Below are 14,835 nucleotides of genomic sequence, written 5' to 3' on the forward strand. Positions count from 1 at the left end.
GCTTGTTTGTAAAGGCAGGCATTTATATAACTCTGTTTCGAATGATTCAGGGCGGAAGGAGCTGAAAAGAAATGAAAGCAGGAATTCATCCTAATTATAAAATGGTAACGGTGACTTGTGCATGCGGTAATACGTTTGAAACAGGTTCTGTTAAAAATGAGATCCGTGTTGAAACTTGTTCAGAATGTCATCCATTCTATACTGGTCGTCAAAAATTCGCTGAAGCTGGCGGACGTGTTGACCGTTTCAACAAAAAATACGGCCTTAAGCAACAATAATGATTGCTCAAGAACAGGCAAGAGAAATTCTGACTTGCCTGTTTTTTATTGAAAAAATTTAGTGGATTGACATAGATAAGCAGGAAAAATACTTAAATATAGTTGAGAATTCAGCTTAAAATATAATAAAGATTGTTATAGGGTTCGTTATAGGAAGGAGACGCCGTTTATGTATTTAATGAAACAAAGCGGATGGGTTGAGGTTATCTGTGGCAGTATGTTTTCCGGGAAATCAGAGGAATTGATTCGTCGGGTTCGGCGGGCTCAGTTTGCAAAACAAAATATAGCTGTGTTTAAGCCGAAAATTGACAATCGCTACAGTGAACAGTCAGTCGTATCCCATAATGGCTCTTCTTTTCATGCGACGCCAATTTCCCATTCTATCGAGATTTTGCATCATGTAGAAGCGGATATCGATATTATTGCAATAGATGAAGTTCAGTTTTTTGATGAAGGGATTGTTCGGGTTGTTCAGCAGCTGGCGGACAGCGGGCACCGTGTGATCTGTGCTGGACTTGATATGGATTTCCGCGGCGAGCCATTCGGCCAAATGCCGGCATTAATGGCGGTAGCGGAGTCAGTGACAAAGCTGCAGGCTGTTTGTACTGTGTGCGGTTCACCATCCAGCAGAACGCAGCGGCTGATTGACGGCCGTCCAGCCTCTTATCATGACCCGGTTATACTAGTCGGTGCTTCGGAAGCATACGAACCGCGCTGCCGTCACCACCACGAAGTCCCAAAAACAACAACTGTCACCTCCCGCTAAGTTGAACGTGTAGGGGGTGATGAGGATGGTGCCAGATGATGGTGCTTGTCACCGAAAACGTGGTTAGCAATGTACAAATATAATAAATGGTGCCTGTCACCGTTAACACTGTCTGGGAGTTGGTTCTCAGGCAGTTTTTTTTGTGGGTTTGTTTAGAGGATGTTTTAATTTTGAGGAGTTGGCGGGAAAAATGGAATAGTTCACAGGATTAACGGGCTTTTGTACGGAATTTTGGTCCTTTTACGCGGAAATATCGATAAAATACGCTGAAATAAACTAGAAATCCACGGCATTACATATATTCATCACTATCACTCCCCTTAGACAAGTCTTGGAAAGATTTCACTCGCTCATTACGACTCAGGTCAGGGCATGATAGTAATGGGAGGTGTAGTAATGTTGAAAAAGTGGATGTCTCTCGTGGGGATCATGTTTTTGCTAATCGTCAGCGGCTGTCAAGGACAAAATGATCGTTCAGCCAATGACCTTCGCAACAATACTCCACAACACAATAACATGTCTATGCGAAACAATGGTGGACCTGATAGTATCAGTGATCGCCGTAAGAACAAGCAGCATATGGTCGAAGATGATATCACCAACCAAAACCCGAACTTTCTTGATTTAAAACGGACAGGCAGCGGCGGAGAAGCAGGTGCGACCAATCACGGCAATGATATTAACAAAGCAAAACAAGTCATAGCCCATACGAATGAATTTAGAACGGATTCTGTCTGGATAAACGGCGACCGGATGTGGGTAACCGTTTATAAAAAAGGGATGCTGTCTGATCAAGCAAGAAATAAAGCGGAAGCGCGCCTTCACCGGCAACTGGTAAAAGCACTCCCGCGTTATAATATTGAAGTCCGCGTCCAGGAGGACCGCAGGTAACATGCTCTGATTTTAGGGCATGTTTTTTGTTTCGAAAAAACGGGCTTGGTCTCAAATAAAATATTTCTCCCTCAATTTGGTTTTGACGGGGGTTTTCACCTATACTATAATTAGAATGTTATGGACTAAAACTCGAGGTGAATGAACTGTGTTTGATCGTCTTCAATCCGTGGAAGATCGCTACGAAAAGTTGAACGAACTTTTAAGCGACCCAGAAATTATTAATGACTCAAAGAAACTTCGCGAATATTCAAAAGAACAAAGTGATATACAAGAAACTGTACAAACCTATCGCCAATATAAAGAGGCTCGTGAGCAGCTTCAGGATGCAAAGGCTATGCTTGAAGAGAAGCTTGATGCTGAAATGCGTGAAATGGTGAAGGAAGAAGTTCATGAGCTTGAGGCCCAAATTGAAGAGCTTGAAGCCAAAATGAAGATTCTCCTTGTTCCAAAGGATCCAAACGATGATAAAAACGTTATCTTTGAAATCCGCGGTGCAGCTGGCGGAGAAGAGGCGGCATTGTTTGCAGGAACACTTTATCGGATGTACAGCCGATATGCGGAAGCACAGGGCTGGAAAACAGACTTGATTGATGCCAGCCCAACAGGCCTTGGCGGCTATAAAGAAATCAGTTTTATGATTAATGGCCAGGGTGCTTACTCTAAATTAAAGTTTGAAAGCGGCGCCCACCGTGTGCAGCGTGTGCCAGAAACAGAATCAGGCGGCCGTATTCATACATCAACTGCAACGGTTGTGTGTTTGCCAGAGGCGGAAGAATTTGAATATGAAATTCATGAAAAAGATATCCGCTTTGATACATTTGCTTCAAGCGGCGCCGGCGGGCAATCCGTTAATACAACGATGTCAGCTGTTCGTTTGACACACCTTCCAACTGGGATTATGGTTTCAATCCAAGATGAAAAATCCCAGCATAAAAACCGGGATAAAGCGATGAAAGTATTACGCGCACGTGTGTACGATAAGTTCCAGCAGGAAGCGCAGGCTGAGTACGATCAGGTTCGTAAATCGGCAGTTGGAACAGGTGACCGTTCTGAACGAATTCGCACGTACAACTTCCCGCAAAATCGGGTAACCGATCATCGCATTGGCTTAACCCTTCAAAAGCTTGATCAAATTATTGAAGGTAAGCTGGATGAAATTATTGATGCATTGGTTATGGATGAACAGGCAAAAAGACTAGAAGAGGCATCTAATGAGTAAAAAAGTATTTGAGGCCCTGAAATGGGCTTCTTCTTTTTTAGTTGAAGCGGGTCGTGATGAAAATGCCGGCGAACTTTTGCTCCGGCATTTTACTGGAATGTCGCGGGCGCAGCTGTTTGCCAATATGCGCGAGGATTTAGAGCCGAGTGTTTGGGAAGCGTTTGAAGGGGCTGTGCGTGCACATGTCGAAGAAGGTGTCCCGGTCCAATATTTGATCGGTTCTGAAGAATTTTACGGCCGGACCTTTGTGGTTAATGAGGAAGTTCTCATCCCGCGTCCAGAAACAGAAGAACTCGTCTACGGGGCCCTCCAGCGTATGAAGAAAATTTTCACCAGCCATCAAGAAATCCGCTTAGCCGACATCGGCACAGGCAGCGGCGCCATCGCCATCACCTTACAACTAGAATACCAACCGCCGACAGTACAAATGGTGACAGGCACCAATAATACTGCGGAGATGGTAGGAACGGTGACAGGCACCAATAGCATTGTGAAGCAAGTGTTAAGGGTGACAGGAACGGATATTGCGGCGATGTCGCTTGCGGTGGCACGGGAGAATGCTGCCCGGCTTGGGGCGGATGTGAGGTTTGTTCAGGGGGATTTGCTTAGGCCGTTTATCGAAAATGGTGAGAAATTGGATGTGGTGGTATCGAATCCGCCTTACATTCCGGTTGCTGATAGGGAAACGATGTCTGAGGTGGTAACCGAGCATGAGCCGCATCGTGCCTTGTTTGCGGGCGAGGATGGCTTGGATTTCTACCGCCGTTTTATGACGGAATTGCCACAGGTCCTCGCACCAACGGCACTTGTCTGTTTTGAAATCGGTATGGGCCAGGGAGAGGCAGTAGCTGAATTGCTCCGAACAACTTTCTCGAAGGTTAAGGTCGATATTGTTAATGATATTAATGGCAGGGATCGGATGGTTTTTGCCGAAATTAATGAGTGTTAAGCCGAAACTGGTTTAACACTTTTTTTATCGTTTACCAGGGAATGATAAATTACCAACCTTGTGGGATAACGGTTTTCGGGAAATCCGTACAATGTGCTATTAGACAAATTGGAGAGGTTGGGGATGGATTTTGTACCATAGGGCGTTTCTATTGGACAAATTGAAGAGGTAGGAAATGAATTTTGTACCATAGGGCGTTTCTATTAGGCAAATTAAAGAGGTTGCAAATGAATTTTGTCTCATAGAATCCTTCCAATGGACAAATCTTTTTTTTAAAATGAGTTTTGTCCGATAGAGCTGCTGCAATAAGACAAAAACACAGAAGCGATCTTGTATTTTATCCAATAGACAAATCCTATCAGGAAACACTGGCAAAAAATTTAATAGAGTTTTTCAAATTTACTAGTTTAAGATTCTTATTCTTTGTCCACAATGAAAATATCGAAGGGCAAAGGGGTTGTGCTAGAGATGAGAGGGAAACTAGTAGTTTGGGGATACTTAGTCATTTTATCATTGGGGACAATGTTGAATTTATATATGCCAAAGACCGAAGCCGCAGCAAAGGAATCAATAGTTATTCCGGGGGAAGCCATCCGCTTAAGGATTTTGGCAAACAGTGATTTTGAACAAGATCAAGCAATCAAACGCAAGGTACGCGATGCGGTTAATGCACAAATTACACTGTGGGTACAGGACTTAACGTCGATGAATGAAGCAAAGAAGGTCATCAATAGCAAGCTTCCTGAAATTCAAGATATTGCCGAAAAAGTAGTTCATGAGCAAGGCTCGAATCAGTCGGTGAAGGTTGAGTTTGGAAAAGTTCAGTTCCCTACCAAATTATATGGCCAGTACTTATATCCGGCTGGCGAATATCAAGCTATTTTGATTACATTAGGCAAAGGTGAAGGCGCGAACTGGTGGTGCGTATTATACCCGCCGTTATGCTTCCTTGATTTTTCAAATGGTGTCGCGGTGAGCGATGGCTTTGAGGAAAAACACGTTGCAAAAGCAGAAACCGTCGAAGAAAAAGTACAGCAGGATGCTCCTCAAATGGAAGAGGCAGCAGTAACACCTGCTCCTGTACCAGTGGAAGAAAAACAACAAGCGGAAAACAAAGTAAGCGAACCGGTAGAACATGCTGAGAGCGTAATAGAAGTAGAACAGCCCGTTAATAAAATAATTCAGGCACCCAAAAATTCTGTTGAAGAAGTGAAGAAGCCCGTTGTAGAAGAAGTTAACACTGAAAACCTGGCAAAAGAAGTACAAATCACAAAGAATCCAGTTGAAGAAGTAAAAAAGGCGAAAAAGAAGGTAAAGAAAGACGCCCCCGTATATACTGCAAAAGACGAAGAACCAGTGAAAGTTAAGTTTTTCGTGGTAGAAATGTGGGAAAAAATGTTTAACTAAAACTAGTCCAGCACCGGACTAGTTTTTTAAATAAAATCGTGCATCCTGCTGTTCTATTATCTCTAGTTATTCATAGTAATAGAGTAGAATCTTTTAAACGAGGTGGATGGGATGCAGGCATTAATTCGCAAGGCTAATCAAGAGGATTTGGGAAATTTACAGGCATTTTTGGCAAGAGCCAATCTTGGGACCGAGGGACTAACCGCAGAAACCATAGACTATTTTCTTCTGCTAGAAAACGAAGATGGCACAATCCGTGGTTCACTCGGTATGGAGACATTTGAGGACCATGGGATGCTGCGCTCATTGGTGGTTTCCCCAGGACAAGCAGATAAAGAAATTTTTATTCTTTTTGATCAAATGGTTAAATTAGCGAAAGAAAAAGGGATGAAAAGCTTGTTTTTGGCAACTAATAAGAGTGTAGCCCTGCCATTTTTTGAATTAATGGGCTTTCAAAAAATCGGACGAGAAGCATTACCCACAGAATTTTTTGCCTCCGAGCACATTCGACACGTTTTAAATGTGGATAACTCATTATTTTTAAAATTTTCACTATAGTTGTGGATTAATCCACAAAGTTATCCACTTTTTCCTCAAGGTTATACACAATTTGTGGATAAAACTTGTATTTATACCCACCTTCTTTTATACTTTCAAACGTACAAGGTGAAATGATAGGAGTTTTTCCGCGTAAATTCGCCAAAATTCGATAAAAGTTTTGTCATCAATAAAGGTGGATAACTATGAACACAAATATCTGGATAGTGGATAAATATGTGGATAATCTTGAGAATAATCCACAGGTTGTGGATGCAGCCAATTTTTTAAGAAAAAATGAAGTGGTTGCCCTGCCAACAGAGACCGTTTACGGGCTGGGCGGTAACGCTGAAAGTGATGAAGCGGTGGCAAAAATCTTTGCAGCGAAAGGGCGGCCTAGTGATAATCCATTAATCATTCACATTGCCGACCGCAAGCAGCTTAGTAGATTTGTAACTGAGGTTCCGGAAACGGCTGCGAAATTAATGGATGCCTTTTGGCCAGGTCCGCTGACGATTATTTTTAAAAAGAAAGATGGCGTTTTGTCTGAGAAGGCAACAGCAGGACTTAGTACCGTTGCGGTAAGGATGCCGGATCATCCGGTTGCACTGGCATTGTTGAAAACCTGTGGACTTCCGATTGCCGCGCCAAGCGCAAACAGTTCTGGAAAGCCGAGCCCCACGAAAGCGGAGCATGTGCTGGATGATTTAAAAGGAAAAATTGCCGGGGTGTTGGATGGCGGTGCGACAGGAGTTGGAGTTGAATCAACCGTTGTTGATTGTACAGAGGGGATTCCAGTCATCTTAAGACCGGGCGGCGTGACAATGGAGCAGCTTGAGGCAGTCGTTGGGGAAGTCCGTGAAGACGCGGCCTTAAAGGACCAGTCGGCACGTCCAAAGGCACCAGGGATGAAATACCGCCACTATGCACCAAATGCCCCGCTTTATATGGTGGCAGGTCCGAAAGAATTTCTGCAAACCTTAGTGTTGGAAAAGCAGCAGGAAGGACTTCGGGTAGGGGTGTTGACAACCGAAGAAAATCACCGTTTTTACAAGGCGGATCTTATTCTTTCATGTGGAAGGCGAGCTGAGCTGGAATCGGTCGCGGCCGCATTATATGATACACTGCGAAGTTTCAACCAGGACAATGTCGATCTCATTTTTAGTGAGATTTTTCCGAATGAAGGCGTGGGACATGCCATCATGAACCGTCTCGAAAAAGCAGCCGGCCATAAGCTCATTGCCGAATAGCACCAGTGTCTCCTTTAAGGAGGCTCCGGTGCTTTTCTTACTGAATAAAAATGTATACAAATTGACTTTGAAAATTGTCCAGCTCCAGCGCCCTAGCGGCTAGTGTCCTTCGCGCTCCGCCCTACGATAAGTCAACATCGAATCGCTGCCGCTCTTCGTGTTTCCTTTATCTCAGTTGGAGCACTCCAGGGCCATACGCCGCTGACCAGGGCGCTTGCGCTTTTCTTACTTCTAAATCCCCTTGGACGTGCATAGGCTATGATAGTTAGTCCAAGGGGGCGGAGATCAATGTCAGATATGTTTGGCGAACTCATTACACTATTATTAATGGCATTTGCACTTGGGATGGATGCCTTCTCGGTTGGGCTTGGCATGGGAATGTACAAACTGCGGCTGAGGAAAATTTTAAAAATCGGCCTGACCATCGGCTTATTCCATGTATGGATGCCGCTTTTAGGCCTATTAGCAGGAAAATTTCTATCGGAAAAATTCGGCACCTTTGCAACGCTTATCGGCGGACTGCTCCTCATGGTCCTAGGGGTGCAGATGATTTGGTCGACGCTGAAAAAAGAAGAAGCAAAGGTCATCTCACCAGTAGGCTTCGGCTTACTGTTATTTGCCTTAAGTGTAAGTCTCGATAGCTTTTCCGTTGGTTTGACCTTAGGGATTTACGGAGCGAAAACCTTTATGGTACTTTTATGCTTTGGGATTGTTGCCACGGTGCAAACATGGGCAGGCCTCTTGCTCGGCAGAAAAGTCCAGGGCTGGCTCGGGACGTACAGTGAGGCCTTAGGAGGAACCATCCTGCTAGCGTTTGGATTAAAACTGCTCACGCAATTTTGGTAAAATGAAACTAGGAATCTTTTAAAAAACCTTCCAAATTTGCTAGAATGAAGTTATCCAATCACCTGTTTTTTTAAATATTAAGGTCCGTTACATAAACCACATAACGACGATTCGTCGTCTTTTTAGTGGTACAGCCTTTTTTCGAAAACGGGAGAAGGTTTTTTTAAAAAAGATTTGGTTCAATTAACCATTTCTGGGGTAAAATTTTTAAGGGAAGGTGGCGAATCAAATGCGGCGTATTTTGTTTGTTTGTACGGGAAATACATGCAGGAGTCCAATGGCAGAAGCTATTTTAAAAAATAAAAAGCTTACCGATGTGGAAGTAAAGTCAGCAGGGATTTATGCAGCTAACGGCAGTGAAGCATCCACTCATGCGAAGCAGGTGCTCGATGACAATCAGGTTCCGCATAATCATCGCTCACATCTGTTAACAGCGGAGGCTGTTGAGTGGGCTGATCTCATTTTAACGATGACGAGCTCTCATAAATTTGCGATTCAACAGCAGTTTCCTCATGCGGTAATGAAGGTGTTCTCGTTGAAGGAGTATACGGGTGAAACCGGCAGCCAGGATGTTGGTGATCCGTACGGCGGCAGTCTCGCTGTCTATGAGGAGACCTATCAAGAATTAGAAAAATTAATTGATAAAGCGATAGAAAAATTTAAAGAATAGTGAATTGCGAATGGCGAAAAGCTTTTTTGAAAAAACTAACTTTAATAAGAAAAGGCAGAGCTCTCTTAATGAAATAAGAGGGCTATTATTTTTGCCTCAAATAACTGAAACGAGAAAGGTTTCTGCTTTAAATTTTTGAGTGGGTATGTCAAAATGAAAACAGATTATTCTAAGAGTTACTGCAGAGGGATTGCACGTCTGTTTGTAACAACAGTTTTTTGAATTTTGGGAAATAGAACAGGAGGATTTTATATGAAGGTGGCATTAGCGTCAGATCATGGCGGCGTCAATATACGCAAGGAAATCGCCAAATTACTGGAAGAATTAAAGATTGACTACGTGGATTTTGGCTGTGATTGTGAAACATCTGTAGATTTTCCGGATTATGCACTGCCTGTGGCCGAAAAGGTAGCAAGCGGCGAATTTGACCGAGGTATTTTGATTTGTGGAACAGGGATTGGGATGAGTATTGCCGCCAATAAGGTAAAAGGTATCCGCTGTGCCCTAGTTCATGATACATTCAGTGCTCGTGCAACGCGTGCACATAATGATACGAACATGCTTGCAATGGGCGAGCGCGTCATTGGACCAGGATTGGCCCGCGATATCGCTGAGATTTGGCTGACGGAAGAGTTCGAAGGCGGCCGTCATGCGAACCGGATTGGAAAGATTACCGAGTACGAGAAAACACACCTTTAAGCAAGGCTGAAAGAAGGGTATGGTAATGATTCAAGATTGGGAAATAGAGCTTGAAACCATTCTAGGTGAATTCCAAGAACAGGCGGAACTAAAGCCTGGGCAGCTGCTTGTCGTCGGCTGCAGCACGAGTGAGGTCATCGGCGAACGAATTGGCACTGCCGGGACGATTGAAGTAGCTGAAATGATTTTTCAGCAGTTTAAAAAACTCCAAGCGGAGACGGGAATCCAACTTGCTTTTCAATGCTGTGAGCATTTAAACCGGGCATTGGTCATGGAACGCTCCGTTGCTCTCGAGCGGGGCTATGAAGAGGTTTCGGTTGTACCCGTCCGTAAGGCTGGCGGTGCGATGGCAACCTACGCTTTTGGGGGTTTTGAGGATGCGGTGGTGGTTGAATTCGTAAAGGCTGAGGCTGGCATTGACATTGGCCAAACACTAATCGGCATGCACATAAAACATGTGGCCGTACCCGTACGCTTTAAGCAAAAAAGCGTCGGACATGCCCTTGTCACCCTAGCAAAAACCCGTCCCAAACTAATCGGCGGTGCCCGCGCCGTCTACGAAAAAAACACCGAGAATACCAGCTGCTCGTAGTGTAAATGGTGTCAGGCACCATTAGCACTATTGTTCGGTTATTAATGGTGTCAGGCACCTTTTCTCCTATTTTTATAGAGTTTAGGGTGGCAAATCACGAAAGATATGGTAGAATGAAGTAGGAATTTTCGAATTTTGAATTTTATTGGCTTTACATAAAAAAGGGGGATTTAGGATGAAGCATTTGCCTCAAGCGGATGAGCAGGTTTTTAAAGCGATTCAACAGGAATTAGGACGTCAGCGTTCAAAAATTGAATTAATTGCCTCGGAAAACTTTGTAAGTGAAGCAGTGATGGAAGCACAAGGTTCTGTATTAACAAATAAGTATGCAGAAGGATATCCAGGACGCCGTTACTATGGCGGCTGTGAATATGTCGATGTGGTTGAAGATCTTGCCCGCGAACGTGCGAAGCAGATTTTCGGTGCAGAATATGTTAACGTTCAGCCGCATTCAGGGGCACAAGCCAATATGGCTGTTTACTTCACAATCCTCGAGCAGGGCGATACCGTTCTTGGGATGAATCTTTCTCACGGCGGGCACTTAACACACGGAAGCCCAGTAAACTTCAGTGGCGTTCAATACAACTTCGTTGAATATGGTGTCGATGAAACAACTCACCGCATCAATTATGAGGATGTGCGCGAAAAAGCAGTAGCTCACAAACCGAAGCTTATTGTTGCCGGTGCGAGTGCCTACCCACGCGAAATCGACTTTGCTAAGTTCCGTGAGATTGCCGATGAAGTAGGGGCTTACCTCATGGTCGATATGGCGCACATTGCTGGACTTGTGGCGGCAGGTTTACACCAAAACCCAGTTCCATACGCTGATTTTGTTACGACAACAACTCACAAAACCTTACGCGGTCCTCGCGGCGGAATGATTCTGTGCAAAGAGGAATTTGGCAAGAAAATTGATAAGTCAATCTTCCCTGGTATCCAAGGTGGTCCGCTTATGCATGTAATCGCCGCAAAAGCTGTTGCCTTCGGTGAAGCACTAGAGGATAGCTTTAAAGAATATGCAGGAAACATTATTGCGAACGCGAAGCGCCTAGCGGAATCTCTTCAAAAAGAAGGATTAAAGCTAGTTTCTGGCGGTACGGATAATCATTTGCTGTTAGTCGATGTGACAAGCCTTGGCTTAACTGGAAAGATTGCTGAGCATGTATTGGATGAAGTCGGCATTACCGTTAATAAAAACACCATTCCATTTGACCAAAATAGCCCATTCGTAACCAGCGGAGTCCGCATTGGTACGGCAGCTGTGACAAGCCGCGGCTTTGGTTTAGAGGACATGGACGAAATTGCGTCGATTATCGCTTTTACATTGAAAAACCATGAAGACGAAGCAAAGCTTAACGAAGCACGTGGACGCGTTGAAGCATTAACAAATAAATTCATCCTTTATCCTGAGTATTAATCGATTTTTAAAACGGGCCTTCATCTTGTGCAGATGGAGGTCCATTTTTTATATCCTCGTGAGCTTCCGTTAATCGGGAGATAAAGTTTAAGAGACTATTTCTACTAGAAAGAATATTCACTCTACTTTTTCTCTCTCAAAACATTTGGAGATAAGTTGCTCTATGGGTCTTTTTTCTGTAAAATGAGGCGATGATTAATTTTTGAAAAAGGGGCGATTATTGTGGCAAAGGTATACGTCTTCGACCACCCATTAATCCAGCATAAACTTACTTACATACGTGATAAACAAACAGGAACGAAGGAATTTCGCGAGCTAGTTGATGAAGTGGCAACCTTAATGGCATTCGAAATTACACGAGATATGCCGCTAGAGGACATCGATATTGAGACACCTGTTTGTCCGGCAAAATCAAAGGTTCTTTCCGGGAAAAAAATTGGCATTGTGCCAATCCTCCGTGCTGGAATTGGAATGGTTGATGGTATTTTAAAATTAATCCCTGCAGCGAAGGTAGGCCATGTCGGTTTATACCGCGACCCAGAAACATTGCAGCCAGTTGAATATTACATTAAGCTTCCGAGTGATGTTGAAGAGCGTGATTTCATCGTGGTAGATCCGATGCTGGCAACGGGCGGTTCTGCTATTGAAGCCATTCGTTCGTTGAAAAAGCGCGGCGCAAAAAATATTAAGTTTATGTGTTTAATTGCTGCTCCAGAAGGTGTTGAAGCTGTAAAAGCTGCCCACCCGGATGTGGATATTTATATTGCGGCATTGGACGAGAAATTAAATGACCATGGCTATATCGTCCCAGGTTTAGGCGATGCCGGCGACCGGTTGTTTGGTACGAAATAATAGAGTCGGGCAGAGATGCTCGGCTTTTTTGCATACTTTCCCCCCTCAAAGAAAACGCTATGAGGAAAAAGGGGAATTCATAAATGAAATGGCTGTTATCCATACTTCTCACGCTGCAACCCTCAACCGTACTCATCCATCCGCCGATACCAAAATCAACCCAAGTCGCGATTGTGGTTTTAAAACAACCGCAGTCTGAACAGGAAATCAACCGGCTGATCAGTCCTTATCAAGGCGTAAAGGTGCGCCGTATTTTCCATGAGGCCCTCGATGGCTTCTCAATTGAAGGAAGCCCTGAGGCAATCACAAGGCTAGGTCAACAACAGAACGTCCTAACCGTTTCGCCAGTTGCTCAATATCAGGCTGAAACAGAAGAAAGCGTCAAAATCATTGGCGGGGAAGAGGTGCGCCGCATCTTTGACCATCAGAATCAACGCCTCACCGGCAAAGGCATCACCGTCGGGGTTATTGATACCGGAGTGGACTATACCCACCCGGATTTAAAAAGTAATTATGCCGGCGGGCACGACCTTGTCGACAATGACCGAGATCCCATGGAAACCCTCGCCGTCGGCAAAGCCACGATCCATGGCACCCATGTAGCCGGCATTATTGCAGCCAATGGAAAAATAAAAGGCGTTGCACCCGAGGCCAAAATTGTGGCTTACCGCGCACTGGGGCCTGGCGGAGGCGGGACCACCGAACAGGTACTTGCCGCGATTGAACAGGCGATCAAAGACAAAGTGGACGTGGTCAATCTTTCCCTCGGAAACGACATCAACGGGCCGGACCTGCCGATTTCCCTTGCTTTAAACCGTGCCGTCGACAAAGGGATTGTTGCCGTGGCAGCGTCGGGGAATTCTGGTCCAAATGTCTGGACAGTCGGCTCTCCCGGTACGGCTTCTAAGGCCATATCCGTTGGCGCCTCGACACCGACAATGAAAATTCCCTCCTTAATAATAGAAGGAAACCGGGTGCGAATCCAGCCCTTGGAGGGATCGGGCAACTGGGGATTGGACCGCTCCCTCGAATTGGCGGACGGCGGGTTGGGCCGCAAGGAGGATCTTCGCAACGTCCAGGGCAAAATGGTGCTAATCAAGCGCGGCACACTGACGTTTACGGAAAAAGCTAAAAACGCCTATGCAGCGGGGGCCAAAGCAGTGCTGATCTATAACAATTTGAGCGGCAGCTTCATGGGAAACCTTGATACTCCTATGACCATCCCAATTGGAGCACTCGCTAAGGGTGACGGAGTAATTTTACAAAAAAAAATAACGAACCATCGGGTGACTGTACGGGTACTGGTCAGTGAGGAGCGGGACCGTCTCGCAGACTTCAGCTCGCGCGGTCCGGTAACGGGGACATGGGAGATTAAGCCGGATATTGTTGCGCCAGGGGTGGCGATTCAATCAACGATTCCAGGGGGATATTTATCGTTACAAGGCACGAGTATGGCCGCACCGCATGTGGCGGGAGCATGTGCCTTAATCAAGCAGGCCCACCCGGATTGGTCGCCGGCTGAGATTAAGGCGGCGCTGATGAATACGGCCAAGCCGATTGGGCCAAATCCTAACGCCTTGTACCGGACGTATGAGCAAGGGGCGGGAAGGATTCAGGTGGATGAGGCGATTCAGACCACATCGCTCGTCACCCCAAGCAGTCTTCGTTTTGGCAAATACAGTGAGAACAACAGCCGTAAAACCTTAGTGAAAATTAAAAATACGAGCGAGAAGACACAGCGCTATTCTTTTCGAATTCCGTACCAGGTTGAAGGGGTCAGCTGGCGTTTTCCGTTATCGTTTACGCTCAGACCGAAGGAGTCAAGGGAAGTAACGGTCGAGCTGCAAGTTGATCCACAGGTGTTCAAGCAGAAGATTCATGATGGTTTTATCCGGCTCGAGGCTGGGCCGGAATTGATTCAAATTCCTTATCTGTATGTGCTTGAGGAGCCGGGGTACCCACGGGTGATGGGCTTTGATTTTGCGTATGGAGATCGCCCGGGAGAATACCGCTATGAGGTGTACTTGCCAGGCGGTGCAGACGAGTTTGGAATTGCTTTGTTTAACCCGGAGAGTTATCGCTTTGTCGGCTTCTTAGATACAGAAACAAATGTGAAAAAAGGCCAGCTGCGCAAGCTGATTCGAAAAGAGCAGCTCCCAGCATCGGGTACTTATTTAGTAAAGATATTTGCCAAGAAGGCAGGAAAAGAGGATTTCATCGAAAGGATGATTATGATCGAAAAGCACGAGAAATAGGTTCGGAAAGCTGGGGCATAAAGAACGCTCTAGCTTTCTTTATGTCGTAAAAGAAATGGATAAGTTAGACATCTTTTAGATTAGTAAAAGAAATCTGTTGATTGGAGCGGAAGGCGGCGAAGACTCCTGCGGGAGTACGGGACAGGGGAGACCCCACAGGCGCATAAGCGCCGAGGAGGCTCGCCGGCACGCCCGCGGAAAGCG

Annotated in this window: 15 protein-coding genes; all 15 read left to right on the plus strand. The window is 45.2% G+C overall.

The annotated features are described in order from the left end of the window. The first annotated feature begins 71 nt into the window (after window positions 1–71). The 15 genes from rpmE to V7077_RS14535 all read left to right on the plus strand — a co-directional run bounded on the left by rpmE (window position 72) and on the right by V7077_RS14535 (window position 14,631). On the plus strand, window positions 72–278 hold the full coding sequence (gene rpmE, locus V7077_RS14465) for a 50S ribosomal protein L31 (RefSeq protein WP_335502848.1): 207 nt from the start codon (window positions 72–74) through the stop codon (window positions 276–278). 169 nt (window positions 279–447) lie between these two features. After that, on the plus strand, window positions 448–1,044 hold the full coding sequence (locus V7077_RS14470) for a thymidine kinase (RefSeq protein ID WP_335502851.1): 597 nt from the start codon (window positions 448–450) through the stop codon (window positions 1,042–1,044). Between the two features lie 396 nt (window positions 1,045–1,440). Next, a complete protein-coding gene (locus V7077_RS14475; protein ID WP_335502855.1) occupies window positions 1,441–1,935 on the plus strand; it encodes a hypothetical protein in 495 nt (164 codons plus the stop codon). A 148-nt stretch (window positions 1,936–2,083) separates the two neighbouring features. Further along, complete coding sequence (prfA, locus tag V7077_RS14480; protein ID WP_335502857.1) at window positions 2,084–3,157, plus strand: peptide chain release factor 1; 1,074 nt, start codon at window positions 2,084–2,086, stop codon at window positions 3,155–3,157. Continuing rightward, window positions 3,150–4,106 carry a peptide chain release factor N(5)-glutamine methyltransferase gene (gene prmC / locus V7077_RS14485; protein ID WP_335502860.1) on the plus strand — a complete coding sequence of 319 codons (957 nt, stop codon included), beginning with the start codon at window positions 3,150–3,152 and terminating at the stop codon, window positions 4,104–4,106. The genes prfA and prmC overlap by 8 nt, the downstream gene beginning before the upstream one ends. A gap of 468 nt (window positions 4,107–4,574) precedes the next feature. Next, entirely contained in the window at window positions 4,575–5,513 is a 939-nt protein-coding gene (gene spoIIR, locus V7077_RS14490; protein ID WP_335502863.1) for a stage II sporulation protein R, read from the plus strand. Between the two features lie 111 nt (window positions 5,514–5,624). Then, window positions 5,625–6,071 (plus strand): GNAT family N-acetyltransferase, encoded by a 447-nt coding sequence (locus V7077_RS14495; RefSeq protein ID WP_335502866.1) that lies wholly within the window; start codon window positions 5,625–5,627, stop codon window positions 6,069–6,071. A 185-nt stretch (window positions 6,072–6,256) separates the two neighbouring features. Further along, window positions 6,257–7,300: an L-threonylcarbamoyladenylate synthase gene (locus tag V7077_RS14500; protein ID WP_335502868.1), complete on the plus strand. Its 1,044-nt coding sequence runs from the start codon at window positions 6,257–6,259 to the stop codon at window positions 7,298–7,300. Window positions 7,301–7,588: 288 nt separating this feature from the next. Then, window positions 7,589–8,146, plus strand: a complete 558-nt coding sequence (locus V7077_RS14505; protein WP_335502871.1) for a manganese efflux pump MntP — start codon at window positions 7,589–7,591, stop codon at window positions 8,144–8,146. Between the two features lie 229 nt (window positions 8,147–8,375). Next, window positions 8,376–8,816: a low molecular weight protein arginine phosphatase gene (locus V7077_RS14510; RefSeq protein ID WP_335502873.1), complete on the plus strand. Its 441-nt coding sequence runs from the start codon at window positions 8,376–8,378 to the stop codon at window positions 8,814–8,816. Window positions 8,817–9,068: 252 nt separating this feature from the next. Next, the gene (gene rpiB / locus V7077_RS14515) at window positions 9,069–9,515 is read left to right on the plus strand and encodes a ribose 5-phosphate isomerase B (protein WP_235741600.1); all 447 of its coding nucleotides are present in this window, start codon (window positions 9,069–9,071) and stop codon (window positions 9,513–9,515) included. Between the two features lie 25 nt (window positions 9,516–9,540). Next, on the plus strand, window positions 9,541–10,107 hold the full coding sequence (locus V7077_RS14520) for a TIGR01440 family protein (RefSeq protein WP_420489652.1): 567 nt from the start codon (window positions 9,541–9,543) through the stop codon (window positions 10,105–10,107). 175 nt (window positions 10,108–10,282) lie between these two features. Next, a complete protein-coding gene (gene glyA, locus V7077_RS14525) occupies window positions 10,283–11,524 on the plus strand; it encodes a serine hydroxymethyltransferase (RefSeq protein ID WP_335502882.1) in 1,242 nt (413 codons plus the stop codon). A 222-nt stretch (window positions 11,525–11,746) separates the two neighbouring features. Beyond that, window positions 11,747–12,376, plus strand: coding sequence for a uracil phosphoribosyltransferase (gene upp, locus V7077_RS14530; protein WP_335502885.1), 630 nt, complete (start codon window positions 11,747–11,749; stop codon window positions 12,374–12,376). Between the two features lie 83 nt (window positions 12,377–12,459). Continuing rightward, entirely contained in the window at window positions 12,460–14,631 is a 2,172-nt protein-coding gene (locus V7077_RS14535; RefSeq protein WP_335502888.1) for a S8 family serine peptidase, read from the plus strand. Window positions 14,632–14,835: the final 204 nt, after the last annotated feature.

Source organism: Neobacillus vireti, assembly GCF_036962465.1.
In the GTDB taxonomy this organism is placed as follows: domain Bacteria; phylum Bacillota; class Bacilli; order Bacillales; family Cytobacillaceae; genus Neobacillus; species Neobacillus vireti_B.